Raw genomic sequence first — 23,536 nt, 5'->3', positions numbered from 1 at the left:
TATTCTCCTTCTTGGTTGTTTCACACCCTTCATTTAATGAATCATTAACTCTTAGGAGGCCAATCCCCATATAAACAAATAATAAAACTCAGTCCTAAATATGGTTGCATATTGTTATGTGGTTGACTTCCCCCAGTTTGATCAATAGCTAAGGCGTTCATTGATGTATTCAAAGAAGTTGAGTATACCGGGAGAGAACCTCTACCTTGTTGTTCGGTCCATATTGCTCCAGTTGGCTCATTATTTGTTGTTTGAGTATTGTTACAAGTAGCTATATGATTATGACTAGGCATTTGAGTCGTTAATAGTGTAACAGTAGCTGAACCCCCAGATGCTCCAACACTTCTCGGTGTTAATCCTGCTCCAGTTCCTTGATGAATAGCTGCCCTACCATTTAAGTTAGGTAAAGCAAATGTTGTTTTTCCATCTCCTCCATATCTGGTACCCAAAATTGCATATAATGCACTATTCGAAGCAATGTTTATAAGCTGACCATTGCATAAAGCCCAGTCTCTTGGTGCAAAATTACCACCAAATATTCTAATTTCCCCAATATATGCTTCTGACACTTTTTCCTACCTCCTTTCGTCCCTAGTTTCTTGATGGATATATTCCGACTAAAGCTATACAGTAATTTGCTACAGTGTAAGGCTGCATATTTTGATGCGGCTGTGAGTTTCCTGTCGCTGACAAAGCTTGCGCGTTCATATTAGTATTCAGTTGATTGACTGAATAGATATTATTAGTCGATGTTCCCCATGCATTACCAGTAGCTTCTTTCAACGTAGCACCTACCGAGCTACAATTGACAACATGTGTATGAGCTGGCATTTCATTAGTTGTTAATACATGTACCTCTTCTCCTGCTTTTTTTCCAAGTGTGATACTACTACTTACATGAACTGGAACTCTGCCTCTTAAATCAGGTAATGCAAAGGTCGATGTTCCATTACCACCATAAGTTGCTCCTAAAATTGAATATAGAGCTTGGTTTGTATTAATTTGCAATACTTGCCCATCGCATCGTGCCCAGCCCCTCGGAACTGTACCAAAGCCAAACAATCGAATTTCACCTACATATGGTTCGCTCATCCTTCATACCTCCTATTCCATTGGATACATACCGTAAAGCGCAATAATATAACTAATTGTCAAAAATGGCATTACATTGTCATGAGGTGTATTTCCTCCAACACTTGAAATGATGGCGGCATTCATTGTGCCATTTGGTGGTTGTGTCGAATATTGTATATCTTTTGCCCAAACAGCATTTTCTGGACTGGGTGTTGTGCCATCAAGAGAAGATGCCTTTACCTGATGTGTATGTGCAGGAAGCTGTGATGAGATTAAAGTGACAGATTCCACTCCTCCCATTTGACCATTGACAAAGGTAGTGCCAGTCATTGGATTCTGTCCTTGATGTACAACAACCCTGCCTTGAAAATTGGGTAATGCAAAGGTCGTTTGTCCGTCTCCCCCATAGGTTGTGCCAATCAGAGAAAAAAGTATTTCATTTTCGGAAATGGATAATAGTTGACCATTACAAAGAGCCCAGCCATCCGGGGCATAATCACCAGCAAATAATCGAATTTCTCCGACATATTGTTCCATCCTTAAAACCTCCTTACAAAATATTGCTTTACCTAGCACATTACAATAACAAGGTTAAAATTAGGTTAAAAAATATATTTTTTCCAAAACGGACTAACTCACCTACCATTTAATCCAAAATATCAATACAATATTGTTGCTTATAAGAAAGATTTCAGAAAAGTGGGTATTGATATTACATCTAACTATCTACCTCCAAACCTGAATTCGTTTTATTTCTGAGAAAGAAAAATTCAAAAGCTATCGAGAGAAACTTCTCGATAGCTTTTGTCTACAGTCTGAACATACAAACTTTAATATGTTTTTATTTTATTTTATTTTTTCGTTTAGCCACTTTTTTATGCAGCCTTTGAATAACTGAACGTGTTTCATCTAAATGATCCACTGTCTCCTCATAGGCACTCGTCACTACTCCCATAAATAAAATGTCAATGACAAGTAACTGCGCTAGACGTGAGGAAGTGGCACCACTTCTAAAGGTAGCTTCAACATTGGGAGATACATATAAACAAATGTCTGCTAGGCTAGACACTAGTGAACTACCATAGCGTGTTAAACTGATTGTAGTGGCTGGTGTTTGGCTAGCTATTTCAAGGATTTTAGCCACTTCATGCGTTTCCCCTGAGAAGGAGATACCTACTACCACATCCCCCTTCTGTGTATTGACAACGGCTGTAGCTCCTAAATGCAAATCTACAAATGCCCTACTATTTTTATTGATTCGTAAAAATTTTTGATCTGCATCCATTGCTGCTATACCTGATGCACCCACTCCAAAAAATATAATTTTATCGGCTTGTGATAAGGCCGTTATGGCACGTTCTAATTCAGCAATATCGATTAAATTAGCTGTTTGTGTCAAAATTTCACTACTTTGCATCGTTACCTTCTCTACAATCGATGGCAACGCTTCATTCGCCTCAATATCCCGATCTTCAGTTTTAGCATGTTGTAAATCACCAGCAATGCGCAATTTCAGCTCTTGAACACCACTAATATTTAACGATTTACACAGCCGAATAACTGCGGCACTACTTGTTTGACTTGCCTCTCCTAGTTCAACCGCTGTCATTTTTATAGCCTGTGTTGGGTGTGCTAATATATAGCTGGCCACCTTTTTTTCGGAGAGTGGAAGCTTTTCGCACATTTCAGCAAGCATAATTAAACCCGCATTTATTTTTTCCATTTTTCCAGCTCCATCTCTAGATAAAAGGAAGTTATCCACGCACCTCTTTCCTCAATATTTCTTTAGTGCCACCGCTCTACGCACATGCCCTTCTGATTGAGCAAGTAATTCCTTTGCCTCTTCAATCGTTGCATTCGTTAGTAGCACCACAATCGCGAGCTTTACTTGATAATTGTTTTGCTCTAGAACACTTTCAGCCTGACTATAAGAAACACCCGTTACCTCACAGACGATTTGTTTGGCTCTCTCACGCAATTTAAAATTACTAGCATGAACGTCCACCATTAAATTTTTATAGACCTTTCCAAGCTTAATCATGGTTGTCGTTGTAATCATATTTAATATTTGTTTATGAGCTGTTGCAGCCTTTAGTCTTGTAGAACCTGTTAAAATTTCTGGTCCTGTAATCACCTCTATAGCAATATCTGCATGCTTACTAATAATAGAATGAGCGTTGCTGACTAAGCTGATTGTTTTTGCCCCTAGTTGTTGAGCATAGTTTAATGCCCCTTTGACAAAAGGCGTTCGACCGCTTGCTGCAATCCCTATTACTACATCTTGGTCTGTTAGCTGGTGTTTCTGTAGTTCAACCTCTCCTAATGAAAGATCATCTTCTGCACCTTCTATGGCAATCATTACTGCATCTGCTCCTCCAGCCAATATTGCCTGCACAAGCTTTGGTGACGTACTAAATGTAGGTGGACATTCTACGGCATCTAGCAAACCAATTCGCCCACTTGTCCCTGCACCAACATAAAATAATCTACCGCCATTCTTTAGTGCATGCACAACAGCTGTGATAGCTTGCTCGATTTCAGGTAAAACCTTTTCTATGGCTAATGGTACTTTTTTATCCTCTTCATTCATCAGCTTTACAATTTCAATAGTGGACATTAAGTCTAGGTTTGTCGTATCTGGATGATAGCCTTCAGTCGTCAGTTTTGTCATTCGTTCCATTGAAATCAAATCCCTCCATACTATTTTTCATGGATACTCATCCAAGTTCCTTTTACCTTTTGTTGTAAAGCCTCTGTGATTGGAATTCCTTCACTGAGAAGTCCATTAACGAAAGCTCCTATAACAGGTGGCACCTCTGGTTGTATTAGTCGATTAAGTATTTTAGCAAGCTGTAATCTTTCTCGAAAGCATTGAACAAAATAAAAATTTTCGAATAAACCTCCACATAGGACAATAGAGTCACCTTTTAGCTGCGGCTCATTTTTTAACATTATTTGGATAAATTGAGTTAAATGATGTGTAGCGTGTTCAATAATTTTTTGTGCCCTATCATTATTTTGCTCTGCTAAACACAACACTACACGAGCTATAGAGGCTATGAGTACACGTGGCTGTGGATGCTCATAAACACGCGTAATAATTTCATTAGGATCTTTTAACGCTAGCTGCTCCAAAATAGTCGCAGTAAACAGATCCTCATTCACGCCAATAGCATCATAATGTCGCGTAATCAATCGCAAGGCCTCTTGCCCAATATAGTACCCACTGCCCTCATCTCCTAATAAATAACCCCATCCTCCAACACGACTAACTTGATGATTTTTTCCAACCGCATATACGATGGAACCCGTTCCTGCTATCACAACGAGCCCTTGCTGTGTATATGTGCCGCTAGTAAGTGCCGCTACCGCATCATTGGTGATGGTTATCTTACAGGAGCTAGCAGGGAAAAGGAAGCTAATCCATTGCTCCCAGCGTTCTTTATCTAATTGGCGATCGCCCCCTGCCACACATAAGAACACCGCAGCAATATCATTATTTGTTGCATCTATCTTTTGTAGTAATGTGGCAAGGAGCTTGATAATATGTAGCCTTACCTCGTCTGGTGGGGTTGATTTTATATTCGTTCCAGCTCCTTCAACAAAAGCTAGCACTTCCCCATTTCTTGTCCCAATCACTGCACGGGTTCTCGTCCCACCACCATCGACCCCAATAATGTATTGCCTATTTAATGGCACCAGCCGTCAGTCCCTCCATAAATTGCTTTGAGGCAATAAAGAATAATAGGATCATTGGTAATGAAGCTAATGTTAAACCTGCAAAAAGAGAGCCCCAATCTGCCGAATGCTCCCCAAAAAGTGACATCATTCCAACAGGTATTGTCCGTTTCATTTTTTCTGTAATAAAAATAAGAGGAAAGAAGAAATCATTCCATGAAGCAATAAAATTTATAATCACCACTGTTCCAAGTGCAGGTCTCATTAACGGTAACATTACATGCCAAAGAACCCTTAAGTTCCCCGCCCCATCTATACGGGCTGCTTCCTCCAATTCATAAGGCATCGTTTTAAAAAAGCCAGTTAAGATCAGCATGGATAGTGGAATACCTGTCGCCATGTTCATCAAAATTAAAGACCATAAGGAATTTATCAGCCCTAAATCACGCATTAAAATAAAGAGCGGTACAATCCCCAACTTTATAGGAATCATCATGCCTAATAAAAAAATAAAGAACAATGCCTGATTCCAAGAGAATTTAAAGCGAGCAATATAAAATGCAGCAAGTGAACAAACAACCACTATTAGTACAACAGATACAATACTGACAAATAGACTGTTTAGAAAGTACGTGGTAAATGGAATTTTTGCTAATAATGTACGGTAAGTATCTAAGCTAAAGCTAGTCGGTAAACCCAATGGATTTTTATAGATGTCCACGCTCTTTTTAAATGAAGATAAAATCATTAACAAAATTGGATATAAACTAATGGTCGCCACCGTAAACACCACAAGATAATAAAATGGTCGAACCCAAATAGCGCCTTGCTTCACTAGACTCACCCCTTACATTTGAACATCCCTTTTATTGGCAAAGCGTAAAAATAGCGTGGTACAAACTAATATAAATAAGAATAGTACTGTAGCCAACGCCGAACCCAACCCAATAGCTGTTGTGCCAGAAGCGGTAGAGCTACCAAATGCTAAGCGATAAAAAAACACTGCTAACGTATCTGTAGAATAGTAAGGCTCTCCCATGGAGCCCTGCATTGCATATACTAATTCAAATGCTTCAAACGACTGGATAAATGTTAAAATGCCCATGATCATTATTGATGGCACCATTAAAGGTAAGTAAATCGTACGTAATAAAGTAAAGCCCTTAGCGCCATCCAACTTTGCAGCTTCGACTAACTCACTTGGGATCCCTTGAAAGCCAGCAAGAAAAATTAAGACACCAAAACCTAATCCAAACCAACAATTGACTAAAATAATGGCGATTAATGCCGTTTTGGGATCCCCAAGCCAAGCCTTTTGTAAGGTCTCAAGACCTAATTTCTCCAAAATGACATTTAAAGTACCAAAATTAGGATTGAGAATGAGCTTCCATAAGAAACCTACAACAATAACTGATAATAAACGCGGTAGAAAGAAAGCAGCCTTAAAAAACTCTGCTCCTTTAATTTTTTGATAAATAATAAAGGCAAGAAAAAAGGCTAATCCATTCATAACAATCATTTGCACAACAAAATAGAGGACATTATGTTTAAAGGCGTTCCAAAACATAGAGCCATAGGGTTCTGTCGTAAAAAGAGTCACAAAATTTTGGAAACCAATAAAATCGCCACGAGCCATCCCTTTCCATTCAAAAAAACTATAGGATAAGGCCGCTATTATCGGATAAAGCACAAACAACCCATAGATTATCAGCGCAGGGATAGGAAAAAGATGGATAGTCCATCTTATTCTAGATTTCCTCCTTCTAACTGATGAAGCTGTATATTCTCTTATCATGAGTAGCCTCCTTTTACTAATCATGAAACAACAAGACCCCTAAACTCCTTATAACACTTTAGGGGTCTGCTGACTTGAAGCTTTCACTATTTTTGAAATGGCGTAAACCAAGTTTTAGCGTTTTCCTGTACTTTTGTGGCAACCTCTTCAGGCGTTACTTGACCTAAATACATGCCTTGTAGCTCACTTTCAAGCAAGCTCTTTGTTGTTGGGTCCCCACCAGTAAAATTAGTTACCCACATATATGGCGTTGCTTCATTTGCAGTTGATTGACTAATAGCATTTAACAATGCATCGTCAGAGGTAATACCTGGAATAGCGCTGATCATAGAAAACTCTTTTACAAACAAATCGCCAAACTCCTTAGTTGTTAAAAATTCTAAAAATACTTTAGCTGCTTCTTTATTTTTCGAATTAGCATTGATCGCAAATGAACCATCTACCCAAGTCGTCACTGTTGTATTACTCTCTTTAGATGGAATAGGAAAATAACCTAAATCTAAATCTGGATTCATTTCTAATACAACAGGAATTTCCCAGCTACCTAACGGGAACATAGCCGCGTCTTCTAGCGCAAACAAAGTACGGATATCATCCATTCCTAAGCCTTCAGAATTGACAGGAAAATACTTTTTCAAGTCATTCATTACTTGAATGGATTCAATAAACTGCGGATCTGTAAAATCCTTTTCTCCTGCGAGCACTGCTTGATAAAAGTCATTACCCTCATAAACAGCAGGACCGACAATACCGTGTAGCAAAGATAATAGCCAGCCTTCTTTTGTACCCATTGCAATTGGTGTAATACCCTTTACTAATAATTGATCATTTAATGCCATGAATTCATCCCATGTAGTAGGAATGTCAAGATTATTATCTTTAAAAATCTTCTTATTATAGAAAAATTGTGTAGAGCTTAAGTTAATTGGTACACCGTACTGATTCCCTTCGTCATCGCGAGATGCCTTTAATGCTTCTTCAGGAAATACATTCAATCCATTTAAGCCGTTTATCTTCTCAACATAACCTGCCTCTGCAAGCTTCAATCCAGCTGCATAAGGACGTAAGTGAAAAATATCTGGACCCTCTCCAGCCTGTAATGCTGTATTGAGGACTGTATTATATTCAGTATTTTTAGTTGGGTTAAATGAAATATGTATTTCAGGATGTTGTTCATTGAATAAAGCAATCACTTTTTCATACTTGGCAACATCTTCTGTGCGCCAACTCCCTATTGTTAGCGAAACCTCTTCAGTTTTCGGTTTCTCTTTATTATCAGGTGTTGTTGAGGTCGTTATTTTCTCATTCGTGTTACAGCCTACTAAACCCACAACGAGTAATAAAAGAAGCAGCAATAACCATTTACTCTTTTGTCTCATACCAGCAGATCCACCCTTCATATCAGTAATTTTTCATAAATCATCGTATGAAGCTTCTCTCTAATCCTTCCCATGTTTGTATTTCTCCCATAATGCACAGCATTCGTTAGTAAAATGACAAATGCCTTTTTTACAGGGTCCATCCAAATGCTCGTGCCTGTAAATCCTGTATGACCAAATGAACCCTTGCTCCACCTCCTACCAAAACAAAATGATGCTTCTTCACCTCCCCATACTTCAAACCCAAGACCCCTCGTTTTAAAAGTTTCCGTATAGGCAAGCTCTAACCATTCATATGGAATCACACTTTGGTGCTTGATCCCCAACCAAATTTCCGCATACTTTGCTAAATCCTCTACACATGAAAATAAACCTGCGCTACCAGCAATACCATCTAGTAATAAAGCTTTCTCATCATGGACTATTCCCTGCACAAATTGACCTGCCACCATTTCTGTAGATGCTGCAAGCCTTCTTGTATGCACAGGCAGTTGAAAAGATGTATGATGCATGCCCCATGGCTTAAAAACCGCTTGCTCTACAAAACTTTTTAATGAAATGCCAGTAACTTTCTCAATCACCTTTCCTAGAATAATCATACCTAAATCACTATATTGCACTTGTTCATTTGGCTGCCATACTACATCACTTGCCAGTACCTCCTGAAGGATGTCACGCTTATGATGTCTCTTAACTACAGGTGTTAAATCTGCTGGCAATCCTGAGCAATGCTGCAATAAATGCTGGATTGTAATAAGGGGATATTTAAAATCAGGCAAATAGGTTTGAACTGGATCTGTTATATAAACTTGATTTCGACTGATCAGGAGTAAAACAGCCGGGAGTGTTGCGACAACTTTTGTTAAGGAGGCTAAATCAAACAACGTATTACTTAAAATAGCTTGCTCGCTGCCATCCACAGCTGTATAAGCTCCATAATTGCCTGAAAATAGCCTTCTTTCTTGCTGCTGAACAATTAATACAGCACCTGGAATTTTCTGTTCTTTCACTAAGCCAGTTATATATGCATCTACCAAGGAAGCACCTCACTATTAAATATCTTAATTTTCTGTAAATTAGTATTATCATATAAAATAAAATGATGAAAAATAACACCAATCCTAAAATTTTTTTTCATGTGTACTCAATAAAAAAGCCCTAGCCAGTAAATATTTACTGGCTAGGGCTACTTTGATTATTTAGTTGGTTTTTTTAAATCCATTGACGCTGCTGCGCTTTCAACTTTTACGCGTTTTAAGAAGAATGCAAGCACGACTGCAATTACTGTTATACCAGCGGCAATTAAGAATGAGTGTGTAATACCATCTAATAAGGCCGTTTGCATAATTTGATCTTGCATTTGTTGCATTTGCTCAGCTGTAGGTGCTGCCCCTGCTTGTGCCGCATTTGCTTTTGCCTCGACAATTAATTCCTCAGCTTTGGCTTTTGTACGATTATTCATGAATGTAACTAAAATTGCACTACCAATTGCTCCTGATACCTGCTGTAATGTGTTGTTAATAGCTGTACCATGTGGATTCATCATTTGTGGTAGTTGGTTTAAACCGTTTGTCATAATAGGCATCATGACCATAGACATACCGAACATACGGATTGTGTACATCGATACGATAAATGTGTAGCTTGAATCAATTTCTAGCTTTGTTAAACCGAATGTTGCGATTGTTGTAATCGTTAATCCAATAATGGCCAACACACGTGGACCAAATTTATCGAAAAGCTTACCAGTGATTGGTGACATAATCCCCATGACAAGTGCCCCTGGAAGCATCATCAAGCCTGCTTCAAATGGTTCGATACCACGGATAGACTGTACATATGCTGGTGTTAAAATCATCCCTGAGAACATTGCCATAGAGACAATAACTGAGATAACTGACCCTAAAGCAAACATTGGATATTTATAGATACGTAATTCCAATAATGGCTCATCCATTTTCAACTGTTTAACAACGAAAATAACTAAAGCAATGAAGCCGATTGTAATCGTGCCATATACCCACGGACTTGACCAACCTTTATCCCCTGCTGTACTAAAGCCGTATAAAATACCACCAAATGCAACTGTTGATAAAAGTACTGAAAGGAAATCTAAGTGAACTTCACGTGTCTCCATCACGTTTCTTAGTTTCCAAACGCCAAATAATAAACTAATTAAAGCAAATGGAATAATCATTTGGAAAAGCATACGCCAATCATGATGTTCCACAATATACCCTGATAATGTAGGACCAATTGCTGGCGCCATAATCATAACTAAACCAAAGATCCCCATTGCTGCTCCACGCTTTTCTTTCGGGAAACTTGTTAGCATAACGTTCATTAAAAGTGGTGACATACTAGAAGCTCCTGCTGCTTGCACCATACGACCTGCTACCAGCACGCCAAAATTAGGAGCGAAACCTGCCATAATTGTTCCAATTGTAAAGATAGACATCGCTGTAATAAATAAATGCCTATTTTTAAAACGTGTCACAAAAAATGCTGAAGCAGGCACTAAAATACCGCTCACAAGCATATACCCTGTTGCTAACCATTGTACTTTTGAATAGTTGATCCCAAAATCTTTCATGATTGTTGGTAATGCCACATTCAACAATGTGTTATTTAGAAAAGCAACAAAAGCACCCACAAATAGAATAGCTATCATGCCATAAGGGGGCTTTTTCATTGTTTGCTCACTATTCATTTATATCCCTCAATTCTTTCTTGTGTTTTACGATAAAACTTATTTTATACTCGTAGTCTACTTTTTTCAACAAATAAGTTTATATTTTTTATAAACGTTGATATATAAGCGTTTCAAGTGTAGAATAAGAGTATAATATTATAAAAAAAGGTGAGGTTATGAACAAAAGAAAAAGACAAATTATAACAGCAGCACGTGAACTTTTTATTGAAAAAGGCTTTCTAGATACATCGATTAATGACATCATCAATGCAGCTAAAATCTCTAAAGGTACATTTTATAATCATTTTACTTCGAAAAATGAATGCTTAATCGCCATTTTAGATGAAGGTCGTGAAGAAGCCAGTAATCGTCGCCACGAGCTCATTTATGGCAAAGACCCTACAGATTTAGAGGTATTGACGCAGCAAGTCGCTGTTCTCATGTATGTCAATCGTGAACATAATTTAGTACAGATATTCGAATCCATCTTCCAATCAAGAGATAAAGAACTAAAAAAAATTATTATTAATTACCATTTACAAGAACTAGAATGGCTCGCCAATCGTCTAGTACAAGTCTTTGGAGAAGAGATTAGCCCTATTAGCTATGAATGTGCAGTTCAAACACTTGGAATGATTAACCTCACTCTACGCGCTGTCTTTATTGCCGATTATAAATATATCAATCGAGAAGCTATTGTACGTGTAGCATTGCGTAATATTAGCGTTATTATACCCACTATGCTTGAGTCGAAAGAGATTATCGTAAGTGTTGAAATGATTAATACCATTCAAAATGTCGTGAACTATAAGACCGTTACAAAAGAAATGGTTATTGAACAACTACAAGGATTTACAAAGGGATTATCAAATAATGAAACTATGGAGGGTTTGGAGTATGCACAATTCTTATTAGAAGAATTGCAGAAAGAAAAACCAAAGCTTTTTATCATCGAATCACTTCTTACACCTTTTCGTAAGGCTTTCGTCGGCACTGAACATATAGCAGAAGCCCGTGACATCGCCAATAACTTATGGCGTTACGTAAAAATTGAACAGCCCGCTGAACGCTGAACGCTGTACGAAAAATAAATAAAAAACGAGGTATCAAATGAATACTTTGATACCTCTTTACTCTGTTGAATGAAATTAAGTTCTATGACAGACTTTTGTCCAGTATTAAGAAAACACAGTGATTCACCTTAATGACATTGAAATTTTAGCACAAAGATTGTCCCATTTTGACCTGAACGAACACTAATTGTGCCATTGTGTAAATCAATGAGCTGCTTCGTAATGGCTAGTCCTAGCCCTGTTCCTGTAATATCGTCTGTTGTATTCGTACCTCGATAATAGCGTTCGAATAGATTATCGAGCTCCTCCTGAGGAATACCTGGTCCTTGATCAGCAATGGTAAGCATCACTTCTTTACCAGTATGTTGTGCTTCCACAAGTACCTTCGTTCCTTCAGGTGTATATTTTTTCGCGTTGGTAATTAAATTATCCATTATTCGCTTGAGTAAAAGCTCATCTGCTTGTAACAACACATCACCATACACCTTCACACACACCTGTTCGTCTGCAAATTGCGGTAGCCATGTTGCTAGCGGCAGTACCACTTTATCTAGCTGTATGGCTTTATTTTTTAATTGATACGTATACGTCAAATCCTGAATCAGTGCATCCATATAGGTTGCCTTTTCCTGCATGGTTGTTGCAAAAATACGCATCTCTTCCTTTGTCCATTCATAATCCTGCGATGCCAGCATCGTTGAATAGCCGTAAATTGAGCTTAACGGGGTCTTTAAATCATGCGATAAACCTGTTATCCACTCCTCCCGTAATTGCTCTGCATGCTTGATTTGCCTTTCATTTGAATCAAGTCGCTCCGATAAGTGATTGAGTGACTCTTCTACAGGTTGGAACAGTTTAAATTTTCTTTTCAACTTCCCTGTCTTTCTATGATGGATTTTTTTGTCACTAATCTCTCTGTAATCGAATTGGGTAAGTCGCTCAATGCGCGATATCACATAGACAAGTGGTCGCACGAATTGACGTGAAATACTAATAGATAAGAAAATAACACCCAACAGCAAAATAACATGTCCCCCAAAGAAGATAGAAACAAACAGTACCATTGCCTTATTAAAAGGCTCTTCAAATGGCTTATACGATGGATTAGGCATTCTTACAACAAATGTCCTATCGTTGGCTAAGGTTGTACTTTGCTTTAGCTCCGCATGCTCGAAAATATCGTATTTTTCCTCTAGTAATTGTGGCTTATTTAGCTTCTCATAACGTTCGCCTATGACCTCAATCCGATTCCATTGCTCGTCATAAATTTCAACACTAGCTTTATTTTCTTTTAGACGTTGCCGTGTTACAGCTGAAATGTCCCCTGTTGCTGTCCAGTTTTCAAGTGCCTCCTCAAAAAGCGGTTGCACAGGAGTAGTCGGAAGAAATAATAAGTAGTAATTCGGCAATTCCCATGTATGCATGCCTGGTTGCTGCAATGCCAATATTTCACTATCTGACTTTCCACATAGTCCACAGGTATCTCCTGTATAATCAACAATCGTCATGGTTGGATCAAATAAATACAGCTGTCCAACATTTTCTTCAGCTCTCTTCACTAAATAATCAGCAATTTTAACTGTCTTCCCTTTCTCTACAACTGCATCATCTTCGATTTCAAAGGAGCTCATCACATGAATGTTGTCACCAACACGGTCATTGATAAAAATAGCAAAAAACACCAAGCTTATAATAAAACCTGAAATGATCAATAGATAGAATATGATGAAATACGAAACAAAACGGAGTGTTAATTTTCCAGCTGGCTTCATGAAGAAATGTCCCCAACAAGCTTATAGCCAATGCCTCTGACAGTGATAATGCATGTCGGCTTTCCAGGATTTTTTTCTATTTTTTCTCGCAGCTTTCTTATATGTACCATCACTGTATTATCATCAAATAAGCAATCACCCCATACACGTTCGTATATTTGCTCTTTTGATAACACTTGCCCTGCATTGTCACATAAATATTTTAGTAAATGAAACAAGCGACCGCTAATTATTTCCTTTACACCGTCTACCTCAATTTCTGCTGCATCAATGTCAAATGTAAAACGGCTACAAGTAAATATGTGATTTTCTGGTACACTTTTTTTCTTCATATAACGGACTAGCTGCACTTTTACTCGTGCTACAAGCTCTAAGGGGTTAAATGGTTTTGTAATATAATCATCTGCACCATTCATAAAACCACGAAGCTTATCTGCATCACTACTTTTTGCGGTTAAATAAAAAATAGGGGCATCACTTTTTTCTCGAATACTATTCGCCATATCCAGCCCACTTCCATCGGGTAGCATGATATCTAATAGATAAAAGTCAAATGTTTTAGTATTCATTTCATCTTTTGCTTCTTCTATTGTATTACATAAGGTAATATTGTTAATTCCTTCTTTTCTTAAAATGATTTCAATCATTTCAGCAATGGCACGTTCATCCTCTAACACTAAAATTGATGCTTCCTGCATTTCCTCACCTACTTTTAAGATTACTTTAAGGTAGTCATTATTTCACCATAAGCTTCCCTATTTATTATATGTATAAGATAACCAATTAAGGAGATAAAACGCAATGACAACTAATCGTGTTACTTTCATTGATACAATGCGTGGATTTAGTTTATTTGGCATCTTAATGGCAAATTTGCTAATCTTCCAATTCGGGATGTATGGCAAAGATGAATTAAAAAATCTTTCTACCTTAGATAACGGGGCTTTATATTTTGTAAAAGTTGTGATTGAAGGCTCATTTATGCCCATCTTCACTATTTTATTCGGCTTCTCACTTATTAAACTAATTGAATCCATCCGCAGAAAAAAGAATAAAAGCCGCTGGTCTATTTTACGTCGTGCAACAGGTTTAATTGCCCTTGGCTTATTACATTCTATTTTATTGTGGGAAGGCGATATTCTATTTTCTTATGGCTGTATGATGTTATTTTTAATCCCATTTATTAATCGTAAACCAAAAACTTTATTTATTTGGGCTGGTATCCTATTTGTATTAACTACGGCGTTAACATACGGCTCTATGGAAACATCTAAAAAAGAACAAAAAGAGATAGAGACATACATCGAGCAAGCGGATGATGTTTACGCTAACGGAAGCTACTTAGAAATTTTTGATTTTAGAGCTAATGCTGAAGTACCAGGAATGGAGGATCCTTCATTTATTTTCATTATATTAATTTTTGCACCTATGTTCTACGCACCATTATTCCTGTTTGGGATGGCGCTCGCTAAAAAGCAAGCCTTCGTGGAGATGAACAAGGAAATGAAATGGTATAAGCTAGGTGCTCTCCTTGTACCCATAGGACTCGTATGTAAAAGTTTAAGTTTTATAGAAAGTATAAGTGCATTTTCTTCGATCTTATTAATGGGCGGCTCCCAGTTATTAGCGATTGGCTATGTTTGCCTCGCAGCATACATTTATAACACCCGTCCAGTTCAACTACTAGCTCCTGCATTTGAGAGCGTTGGCAAACTATCACTAACCAATTATTTACTACAAACCATCATTTGTACAACTGTTTTTTATGGCTATGGCCTTGGCTTATATGGCAAATTAGGAGTCTTTGGCGGAATCCTTTTTGGAATCATTGTTTATAGCTTGCAATGTGTTTTCAGCCTTGCCTATTTAAAGAAATTTAAACGTGGTCCCTTTGAAACAATCTTACGAATATGGACAAATTGGTCTTGGACTGGGCAAGTAAAGTAACACCCCTCAAACAAGCAAATTAGAAAGGAATATTTTTTATGAATAGTGACACAAAAGAAGACTTTACAGACTCATGGTGGTTTTTAGGCATTTGTGCAGCTGTAGCAGTAATTTTAACACTATTTGCCTTTTCATAGATAACATCGATTTCATTTGCCCCCTTGCTGTATACTAGTATTTACAACTATACAGCTTAGGGGGTATTTTGGTGTTACAGCGTATTATGATTACTGGCTATAAACCACATGAGCTTGGTATCTTTAATGATAAACATCCTGGTATTGTCATCATAAAGAAAGCACTGGAAGCTCGTCTACGTACACTGCTTGATGAAGGACTTGAATGGGTTATTATCAGCGGTCAGCAGGGCGTAGAAACTTGGAGTGCTGAAGTTGTTTTAATGTTAAAAAAAGAATTCCCACTTTTAAAATACGCCGTGATCACACCTTTTTTAGAGCAAGAGAAAAATTGGCAAGATCATAAAAAAGAAAAGTATCAAGCATTAATTGCCCAAGCTGATTTTGTCACAAGCGTGACCAAAAAACCGTATGAAGCTCCTTGGCAATTTATTGAGAAGGACAAATTTATTATCCAAAATACAGATGGACTTTTATTAATTTATGATGAAGAAAATGAGGGTTCACCGAAATATATCAAACGGCTTGCAGAAAATTATATGGAGTCCCATGATTATAACCTTTTAACAGTAACTGCCTATGACTTACAATTAATAGCTGAAGAAATTCAACAGCAAAACTGGTAGAAAAATATTGATATAATTTTCTGACAATTATATACTAGAAGTAATAAAAGCTGATTGTTCTTATGGTTTTTACCTATAATTTGAAAGGAGCTGTCATCATTTGAATAAACATATTGAAATGATTCTTGAAGCTTCTCCCGTAAATGTGTCACATGATACGTATCGTAGAGAATGTCGGTATACACGGGGAATTCATATTGAAGAACAAGAATTTCTTGCTATTTTAAATTCAATGAGTCATGATTCACGCTTATATTTTGATTTCCATAATCCACGTAAAGAAATTAAAAAGGGAACCTATTTGAATGGACACTCCGGTTTAGCCTACAATATTTATGATTACTATAAACAAAATTATAATATTGAGATATCTGAATTAATCAATGGTAAGGATTTTTATGTAAAAATCGTATAAAGCTGAAGCCCCGTTAAAGTTAAAACTTTAACGGGGCTTCTTCGATCTTATAGGTCTGCTACTTGAGCACCTAACTCTTTATTATTATACATTTCTGTATCTAATTCTTTAGTAATACGCGCTGTTGTAACACCAGCAGTCATTGAACCACTTACATTTAACGCTGTACGACCCATATCAATTAAAGGCTCAACAGAGATTAATACACCTGCTAGAGCAATTGGTAAATCAAGCGCTGATAATACAAGGATAGCTGCAAATGTTGCACCACCCCCAACACCTGCTACACCAAACGAGCTAACCGCTACTACTGCGATAACTGTAATAATAAACACAGGGTCAAGTGGATTAATGCCGACTGTTGGTGCAATCATAATGGCTAACATCGCAGGATATACACCGGCACAACCATTTTGCCCGATTGATAATCCGAATGAGCCTGAGAAGTTTGCAATCCCCTCAGATACCCCAAGGCGACCTGTTTGCGTTTTAATATTCATCGGTAAAGTACCGGCACTAGAACGTGATGTAAAGGCAAATAATAATGTTTCTGCCGATTTTTTCAAATACGTAAATGGATTTAAACCACTTAATGTAATGATTAATAAGTGTACGATTAAAACAATAAATAGTGCTACATAAGAAGCAATGACAAACTTACCTAAATTGTAGATCGCTCCAAAATCAGATGTTGCGACAGTACGAGCCATAATCGCGAGAATTCCGTATGGCGTTAAGCGTAATACAATTGTTACGACACCCATTACAAGGGCATAGATGGCATCTAAACCTTTTTTAATTGTAGCTGCAGTTCCCTCATCTTTACGTGCCACACGTAAATAAGCAAAACCTAGGAATGCTGAGAAAATTACAACCGCAATCGTTGAAGTAGAACGAGCACCCGTTAAATCAAGGAACGGATTTGCTGGGAATAACTCAATAATTTGTGTTGGTAAATCAGGAGCCGCTAAGCCCGTTGTTTTCTCTTCAAGGTATTGACCACGTGCAGTTTCAGCATCACCTTGTAAAATTTGTGTTGCATCTAAATCAAAGACTGTTGCAGAAAGAATACCTACAGCTGCAGAAACGGCTGTTGTACCGATTAAAATGGCTAAAATAAGAGCTGCCATTTTTCCGAAATTTTTACCAATCTTCATTTTAGTAAATGCAATTAAAATGGAGATAAATACTAATGGCATTGCTACCATTTGGAGCAGTTTCACATACCCAGTACCGATAATATTGTACCAAGATGTTGTTTTGGCTAATACTTCAGAATCGAGACCATAAATAAAATGAAGTCCAAGACCAAGTACAATCCCTAAGCCTAAACCGGCAAAAACACGATTAGAAAACTTCACGTGCTTTTTATTCATAACATATAAAATTCCAACGAACACAAGTAACACTGCTACGTTAAGAATGATTTGTAAATTCGACAATGGAATGCCTCCTAAGATGTTTTATAATAATGTAATCGAATTATATACCCATAATCCCTATAATTCAAGTATGTTTTATTAAGATTAATAAATTCCTATAACAGAATGCTTTCTTGCTTAGAATTATTCCCCGAATAATGGCGTAACAATCATCCTCCGACAAAGGAAAGAGTGTAATTGTATAGCTAGTTTAATCAATTGCACTACATTTGGTGACAAATGATTAACTGCCCCTATACTGTTAGTTTTTAACAGTGTAGGGGCAGCCTTTTAAGCATTTTTCTAAAATTTAGGCTCTTTCTAAGCAGGTGACAGGTAGCCAAATGTGTAGTCTTCTTGAATCCATCTAAACCTCTTGTAACCAAATTTTAATTTTTCATATATTTTACATATTAGTTCCACAAATCTAGCATAATTTGCTAATGAACAAAATAGTTTTGTTGTTTATTAATGAGGTAACAACTACCAGCGATTTTTTTACACTGTTTTTTCACATGTGTTACCGCATTGGATAACTGTTCGACAGAGTCAAAATACTGATATTCATTCGTAATTATGGCAATGGATAAGGATGTACATGTTAAAGGTTCCAATTCGCCTGATCTACTAGCTACCTGAACATATGCTAAATCCTCTAACTCGTAAAAACTAAGTATGTTGGCATCAAAGTCATCAATAATCTTTTGACAAATCTTTTCTACCTCATAATACGGCAGAATAGCTACAAAATCATCTCCACCAATATGTCCTAAAAATTCTTCTACGCCGCAAATATGTCTTTTTAGTATTTCTGTTAAATACCGTAAAATTTTATCGCCTTTATTAAAGCCATATGTGTCATTGTAGGATTTAAAGTGATCTAAATCAAAATAAATTAAACTATATTGCGATAGCTGTAATGCTTCCTCTAATTTGTCATCGATTAATTTATTGCCAGGAAGACTACTTAATGGATTCAGGAAGCTTGCAATGGCTACTTGTGTATCAACAAGCTTTAACAATAACTCTCGAATACTAACCATGCCATAATAAAGATTGTTTTTCGTGACGATGACATCATCATATAAATCCTCAGGAGGTCTAGCCATAGCTAATGTACTAACCTCTGTGATTGGTGTATTACGATCAACGATTAAAGGATTTTTCTTGATCATCAGCTGATTTTGACGTTCCATTAATAAATGATAGCCATACCGAGTACCGATTTTTTGATAGAAATGTGTGCGTGTAATATGGCCAATTGGTTTTTCATCACGCACAACAACAACGCTACGCAACGATGGATTACTTGTAAAAAGTACATCTACTTCTTTATTTTTCACAAATTCATCAATACATGGAACTTTCTCAATGACTTCCCCTATCTTCATGGTCACCCACCCTTATTTTCCCCATATATATTTCCTTTGCTGGCTTTCCTATCGCATACCCCTGTGCATAATGAATGCCAATACGATGGAGATAATCAAGCTCCTCTTGTCGTTCAATCCCTTCAGCAATGATTTTAGTATTGGCTTGTTCAGCATATTTCATTAACAATGTGACAAGCTGCTGTTGTTCATTATTTTGGTCTATGAATTGAATTAATGAACGGTCTAGCTTAATAAATTCTGGCTTTAAATAGATGAGCGTTTTTAAACTATTATAGCCAGATCCCACATCATCGACGGCAATGCGATAGCCCTGTGATCGATAATGCGATAATACACGTTCAAACTCCATAAAATCTATTACTGCACTCCGCTCAGTCAGTTCAAAAACCACTTGCTGAGGCTTAATACCAAGCTCCTTCAATAATTGTAACGTTTCGCCACTGTGATATTTTTTATCTAATAAAACATTCGGATGTATATTAAGGAACACTAAAAAGTTTTTATTCACCAAGTCTTTGTGTAAACGTTCCTTGAAACGTTGCAAGGAAAGATTTCTACAAAAACATTCAAATAAAAAAACACAATCTGTTTGTCCTACAAACTCATAAAACTGATCCACACTGTTAAATAATGTTGAGGGTAATGGTCGATTTAATGCTTCAAATCCTATTGTTTGCTTTGACTGTAAATCTACAATAGGTTGAAAGTATGTATGTAAATCGTTATGCTGAATAATTTGTTTCAATGCCTTTAAACGTTTCATATATAATGAACTGCTTTGATGCTGCCCATATAAATATTTAAAAAAAGAAAATATATTACTTGTTTTTATACTTTGTCCCACTGCAGACTCCATTCTTGCACCTCTTCAATTTGGTTATTATGGTTCATTGTACGCTTTGATTGTAAATAGACTGTGAACCGAATGTAAAAAGAGCAAGTTCTAGCAATAGGTTTTAACAAAACGCTTTTCTAGTTAATATTTCACAATATTAAAACTATTACAAATAATTTATTTGATATAAAATGATATTAGTGTATGATTGTAATAATAGGTTTATATTACCTATTATATTTTTTTGTGTTTTTACTGTATTGGTCTTAATAGGGAAACCTATTTAGATAAAAATTATTCAAGGGAGGATCCTGTTAATGAGCTTGTCTATTCAACAGTTATTGGAGAACAAAGGAATTACACCGAAACCTGAACACCTTGAACTATTAAAAACACGCTGGGAAGGTATGCAGTCACTTCGCAGCAATTTAGAAGGTATTGCGATTAATGATGCGGACATTGCTGTACGTAGTATTCCTGGAGGTGATCATATTGACAACTGATTTACATTTAAAATCTGTTGAAGAGTTGGCACCTTTACTAGCATCAAAGTCGCTATCTCCCGTGGAATTAACGAAAGCTATTTTAGATTTTGCTGAGGAAAGTCAGCCTAAAATTAATTCCTATATGGCCTTTTATCGGGAAGAAGCCTTAGCAAGGGCAAAAGAAGTTGAACAGGAGATTCTCCAAGGTCATTATAAGGGTATGTATCATGGGATACCTATGGCCTTAAAGGACAACTTGTATTTTAAAGATAAAATAACAACGATGTCCTCAAAAATTCATAAGGACTTCGTTTCTGATTATGATGCGACAGTAGTTGAAAAGCTTCGTGACGCTGGTGTTATTTTCACTGGAAAATTAAGCATGCATGAATATGCTTGGGGAATTACCAATAACAACCCTCATTACGGCCCTGTCCGTAACCCATGGGATTTAGATAAAATTCCTGGTGGTTCAAGTGGAGGCTCTGGTGCGGCTGTTGCAGCTGGAGCAAGTGTTGCTTCACTAGGGACAGATACAGCAGGCTCTATTCGAATTCCATCCTCTGCTTGCGGCATTGTAGGTTTAAAACCTACACACGGTCGTGTAAGTAAATTCGGCTGCTACCCGCTAGCATGGAGCTTAGACCACATTGGCCCGATGACAAAGACCGTTAAGGATGCAGCGGGCTTGCTCGAAGTTATCGCTGGTTTTGATCATCGAGACCCTACCTGCATTGATATTCCAATAGACAACTATGAGAAGCAGCTTACTGCCAATATCAAGGATCTAGTGATTGGTATCAATGAAGAGTACTTCTTTAATAATGTTGATACTGATGTCGAGAAGGCTGTTAGAGCAAGTATTCAAAGCTTAGTGGATCAAGGCGCTAAAGTAGATGTGGTGCGTATTCCTTCCCTACAATATGCAGAATGGGCAGAGCTTGTGACGTCTCTTTCAGAGGCAGCAGCTATACACCATTCAGATTTACAAAAGAGACCACAAGACTTTGGTGACGATATTCGTCTGCTATTTGAGCTTGGTGAATTGCCTTCTGCAGTCGATTACTTGCAGGCTCAGCAGGTACGTCGTCAAATCAAGCAGGAGTTTACAGAGATTTTTAATAAGGTAGATGTGCTCATTTCCCCTACCCTACCTGTTGTAGCTAGTACAATTGGGGATGATTTTGCAGTGTTAAACGGTAAAAAGGTAGATTTAATTGATAATATTATCCGCTTTACAGGCCCTAGTAACTTAACAGGCTTACCTGCCCTCTCGGTTCCTTGTGGCTTTAAAGGAAACTTACCAATAGGTCTACAAATTATTGGACCAGCCTTTAAAGAAGGACGCATTTTAAATGTAGGCTATGCTGTTGAGCAAGCAAATCCACAGAGAACTAGAAAACCAAATATTTTTGCTAATATCTAAACGTTAAGCACTGGAAATCTGCTCACTTCACGGTATACCGCTGAATGAGCAGATTTTTTTGTGGGAGAAACCTGCTAGCATTTATACTAATGGTTTTTTATGTACAAGTAATTTTATAATAGAAGCAAGAAGCTTATTACAGGAAAGGCAATGATCCACACATGAATGTAGAGAAATTTTTACAACTACCTATTACAAAAGACTTCACTGTTATTGCTGGTCACAGCGGCTTACATAAAGCTGTTCAAAATGTAGAAATATTAGACTTTGAATTTTCACCTGACATCCACCATGTCAGAGATACCATCTTTACCCCCAACAGCGTTGTGTTAAGTAGTTTATTATTTGCTAAACAAAAGCCTGAGTATTTACTCAATGCTGTTAAAAATCTAATTGAGCTTGGGGCTAGTGCTTTAGCTTATAAGCCTGTTATTTTTAAGGAATTACCTGAAGAAGTTTTGATGTATGCAGAACAGCATAATTTCCCTATATTGCGCTTTGGTGGAGATGAGTTTTTTGAAAAAATCATTTTAGAAACAATGGCTTATGCTAAGACACAGGATTATTCCTATTTTATAGAAACGATTTTACGAAGGCTAATGGAGGAAGATGTAACACAGGAGCAAATCAAATCCATTTTACAACAGCTCAATAAGCCCTTTGAAAAATATGTATTTATAGCAAATTTACAAGCTAGTGACACAATCCATCCGAGCTGGATGCAGCCCTTTTACACGTTGGAGCCACTATTAAAATCGGGTATGATTTGTTCTTATAAAAAAAGTCTATTTATCATCATGACACATCCATCTCAGCAATTCCAATTTGAAAGGGTTTTACATGAATGGCTAGCATTATACGCCATACCCACTGATACCATCACTTTCGGCTATAGCAGTTGTAATGATACCCAGACTGGATTCCCAACGGCATTACGCGAAGCTTTTTTTGCCAATATTTTTGCTGAAATCGATATGCTCCCTAACTGTCATTATAAGAATCTCGCGTCCGATTGTTTATTAATCGAGTTATACCGTAAAGATACAACATTCGCTATGGACTATGTTACCTCCTTTTTAGCCCCTCTACTTGATGATAAGGCTGATCCAGACTTAATGGAAACCGCCATAACTTATATCATTAAAAAAGGAAATATTAAGGAAGTGGCTGTAGCACAATTCTGTCATCCAAATACAATTCGCTATCGTATGGCTAAAATACGTCAGCTAGTAGCACCCATAGATAATGATTATGTTTTTTATGAACGCCTAGCTGCAGCCGTTAAATTGTACTTATTACATAGCAAAATGAACAATGACTAATCGCTTTGGAATAAGTACAAAAAAACGCCTGAATATTTAGAAATAAAATCAAATTCTTTTCTTCT

General features: G+C 37.1%; 23 protein-coding genes. 7 read left to right on the top strand and 16 right to left on the bottom strand.

Going from position 1 to position 23,536, the window contains the following annotated elements; translation table 11 throughout:
- Positions 1-44 precede the first annotated feature (44 nt).
- The 11 genes from LCP48_RS01940 to LCP48_RS01885 all read right to left on the bottom strand — a co-directional run bounded on the left by LCP48_RS01940 (position 45) and on the right by LCP48_RS01885 (position 10,636).
- The gene (locus tag LCP48_RS01940) at positions 45-569 is read right to left on the bottom strand and encodes a phage tail protein (protein ID WP_009373329.1); all 525 of its coding nucleotides are present in this window, start codon (positions 567-569) and stop codon (positions 45-47) included.
- A gap of 22 nt (positions 570-591) precedes the next feature.
- Entirely contained in the window at positions 592-1,092 is a 501-nt protein-coding gene (locus LCP48_RS01935; protein WP_004227740.1) for a phage tail protein, read from the bottom strand.
- A 12-nt stretch (positions 1,093-1,104) separates the two neighbouring features.
- On the bottom strand, positions 1,105-1,611 hold the full coding sequence (locus LCP48_RS01930; RefSeq protein WP_004227739.1) for a phage tail protein: 507 nt from the start codon (positions 1,609-1,611) through the stop codon (positions 1,105-1,107).
- Positions 1,612-1,915: 304 nt separating this feature from the next.
- Positions 1,916-2,797: a MurR/RpiR family transcriptional regulator gene (locus tag LCP48_RS01925; RefSeq protein ID WP_202342940.1), complete on the bottom strand. Its 882-nt coding sequence runs from the start codon at positions 2,795-2,797 to the stop codon at positions 1,916-1,918.
- Between the two features lie 51 nt (positions 2,798-2,848).
- Positions 2,849-3,754 (bottom strand): N-acetylmuramic acid 6-phosphate etherase, encoded by a 906-nt coding sequence (gene murQ / locus LCP48_RS01920; protein ID WP_009373331.1) that lies wholly within the window; start codon positions 3,752-3,754, stop codon positions 2,849-2,851.
- A 20-nt stretch (positions 3,755-3,774) separates the two neighbouring features.
- The gene (locus LCP48_RS01915; protein ID WP_216485458.1) at positions 3,775-4,773 is read right to left on the bottom strand and encodes an N-acetylglucosamine kinase; all 999 of its coding nucleotides are present in this window, start codon (positions 4,771-4,773) and stop codon (positions 3,775-3,777) included.
- A complete protein-coding gene (locus tag LCP48_RS01910) occupies positions 4,760-5,587 on the bottom strand; it encodes a carbohydrate ABC transporter permease (protein ID WP_004227733.1) in 828 nt (275 codons plus the stop codon). The genes LCP48_RS01915 and LCP48_RS01910 overlap by 14 nt, the downstream gene beginning before the upstream one ends.
- Positions 5,588-5,599: 12 nt before the next feature.
- Entirely contained in the window at positions 5,600-6,547 is a 948-nt protein-coding gene (locus tag LCP48_RS01905) for a carbohydrate ABC transporter permease (RefSeq protein WP_004227732.1), read from the bottom strand.
- An 86-nt stretch (positions 6,548-6,633) separates the two neighbouring features.
- Positions 6,634-7,947 carry an ABC transporter substrate-binding protein gene (locus LCP48_RS01900; RefSeq protein ID WP_404805646.1) on the bottom strand — a complete coding sequence of 438 codons (1,314 nt, stop codon included), beginning with the start codon at positions 7,945-7,947 and terminating at the stop codon, positions 6,634-6,636.
- Positions 7,944-8,963, bottom strand: coding sequence for a serine hydrolase domain-containing protein (locus LCP48_RS01890; RefSeq protein ID WP_004227730.1), 1,020 nt, complete (start codon positions 8,961-8,963; stop codon positions 7,944-7,946). Before LCP48_RS01890 ends, LCP48_RS01900 begins: the two co-directional genes overlap by 4 nt.
- 158 nt (positions 8,964-9,121) lie before the next feature.
- Positions 9,122-10,636, bottom strand: coding sequence for an MDR family MFS transporter (locus LCP48_RS01885; protein ID WP_225340615.1), 1,515 nt, complete (start codon positions 10,634-10,636; stop codon positions 9,122-9,124).
- Between the two features lie 158 nt (positions 10,637-10,794).
- On the opposite strand from LCP48_RS01885, the gene LCP48_RS01880 reads away from it, so the two are divergent.
- Positions 10,795-11,691 (top strand): TetR/AcrR family transcriptional regulator, encoded by an 897-nt coding sequence (locus LCP48_RS01880; RefSeq protein WP_004227724.1) that lies wholly within the window; start codon positions 10,795-10,797, stop codon positions 11,689-11,691.
- Between the two features lie 128 nt (positions 11,692-11,819).
- Here the strand turns inward: LCP48_RS01880 and LCP48_RS01875 are convergent, their stop codons facing one another.
- Together LCP48_RS01875 and LCP48_RS01870 are read right to left on the bottom strand one after the other, a co-directional pair.
- The gene (locus LCP48_RS01875) at positions 11,820-13,463 is read right to left on the bottom strand and encodes a sensor histidine kinase (RefSeq protein WP_004227722.1); all 1,644 of its coding nucleotides are present in this window, start codon (positions 13,461-13,463) and stop codon (positions 11,820-11,822) included.
- Positions 13,460-14,161: a response regulator transcription factor gene (locus LCP48_RS01870; protein ID WP_004227720.1), complete on the bottom strand. Its 702-nt coding sequence runs from the start codon at positions 14,159-14,161 to the stop codon at positions 13,460-13,462. The genes LCP48_RS01875 and LCP48_RS01870 overlap by 4 nt, the downstream gene beginning before the upstream one ends.
- A 103-nt stretch (positions 14,162-14,264) precedes the next feature.
- Here LCP48_RS01870 and LCP48_RS01865 point away from each other — a divergent pair, with 103 nt between their 5' ends.
- From LCP48_RS01865 to LCP48_RS01855, 3 genes are all read left to right on the top strand, one after another.
- The gene (locus LCP48_RS01865) at positions 14,265-15,410 is read left to right on the top strand and encodes a DUF418 domain-containing protein (protein ID WP_004227718.1); all 1,146 of its coding nucleotides are present in this window, start codon (positions 14,265-14,267) and stop codon (positions 15,408-15,410) included.
- A gap of 223 nt (positions 15,411-15,633) precedes the next feature.
- Positions 15,634-16,173: an SLOG family protein gene (locus LCP48_RS01860; RefSeq protein WP_404805882.1), complete on the top strand. Its 540-nt coding sequence runs from the start codon at positions 15,634-15,636 to the stop codon at positions 16,171-16,173.
- A 100-nt stretch (positions 16,174-16,273) separates the two neighbouring features.
- Positions 16,274-16,588, top strand: a complete 315-nt coding sequence (locus LCP48_RS01855; protein ID WP_004227712.1) for a hypothetical protein — start codon at positions 16,274-16,276, stop codon at positions 16,586-16,588.
- 47 nt (positions 16,589-16,635) lie between these two features.
- Here the strand turns inward: LCP48_RS01855 and LCP48_RS01850 are convergent, their stop codons facing one another.
- The 3 genes from LCP48_RS01850 to LCP48_RS01840 form a co-directional block, all read right to left on the bottom strand.
- Positions 16,636-18,030 carry an L-cystine transporter gene (locus LCP48_RS01850; RefSeq protein WP_004227708.1) on the bottom strand — a complete coding sequence of 465 codons (1,395 nt, stop codon included), beginning with the start codon at positions 18,028-18,030 and terminating at the stop codon, positions 16,636-16,638.
- A gap of 419 nt (positions 18,031-18,449) precedes the next feature.
- On the bottom strand, positions 18,450-19,400 hold the full coding sequence (locus LCP48_RS01845) for a GGDEF domain-containing protein (protein WP_004227707.1): 951 nt from the start codon (positions 19,398-19,400) through the stop codon (positions 18,450-18,452).
- Positions 19,378-20,259, bottom strand: a complete 882-nt coding sequence (locus LCP48_RS01840; RefSeq protein WP_004227704.1) for an EAL domain-containing protein — start codon at positions 20,257-20,259, stop codon at positions 19,378-19,380. Before LCP48_RS01840 ends, LCP48_RS01845 begins: the two co-directional genes overlap by 23 nt.
- A 296-nt stretch (positions 20,260-20,555) precedes the next feature.
- Here LCP48_RS01840 and LCP48_RS01835 point away from each other — a divergent pair, with 296 nt between their 5' ends.
- From LCP48_RS01835 to LCP48_RS01825, 3 genes are all read left to right on the top strand, one after another.
- The gene (locus LCP48_RS01835) at positions 20,556-20,741 is read left to right on the top strand and encodes a hypothetical protein (protein ID WP_004227701.1); all 186 of its coding nucleotides are present in this window, start codon (positions 20,556-20,558) and stop codon (positions 20,739-20,741) included.
- Positions 20,731-22,149, top strand: coding sequence for an amidase (locus tag LCP48_RS01830; protein WP_216487086.1), 1,419 nt, complete (start codon positions 20,731-20,733; stop codon positions 22,147-22,149). The genes LCP48_RS01835 and LCP48_RS01830 overlap by 11 nt, the downstream gene beginning before the upstream one ends.
- A 161-nt stretch (positions 22,150-22,310) precedes the next feature.
- Complete coding sequence (locus LCP48_RS01825; RefSeq protein ID WP_009373348.1) at positions 22,311-23,471, top strand: PucR family transcriptional regulator; 1,161 nt, start codon at positions 22,311-22,313, stop codon at positions 23,469-23,471.
- Positions 23,472-23,536: the final 65 nt, after the last annotated feature.

The sequence above is a fragment of the Lysinibacillus capsici genome (genome assembly GCF_020217405.1).
Lineage (GTDB): Bacteria > Bacillota > Bacilli > Bacillales_A > Planococcaceae > Lysinibacillus > Lysinibacillus capsici.
The sequence above is the reverse complement of the archived record's forward strand: the minus strand, read 5'-3'. Positions and strand labels throughout refer to the sequence as shown.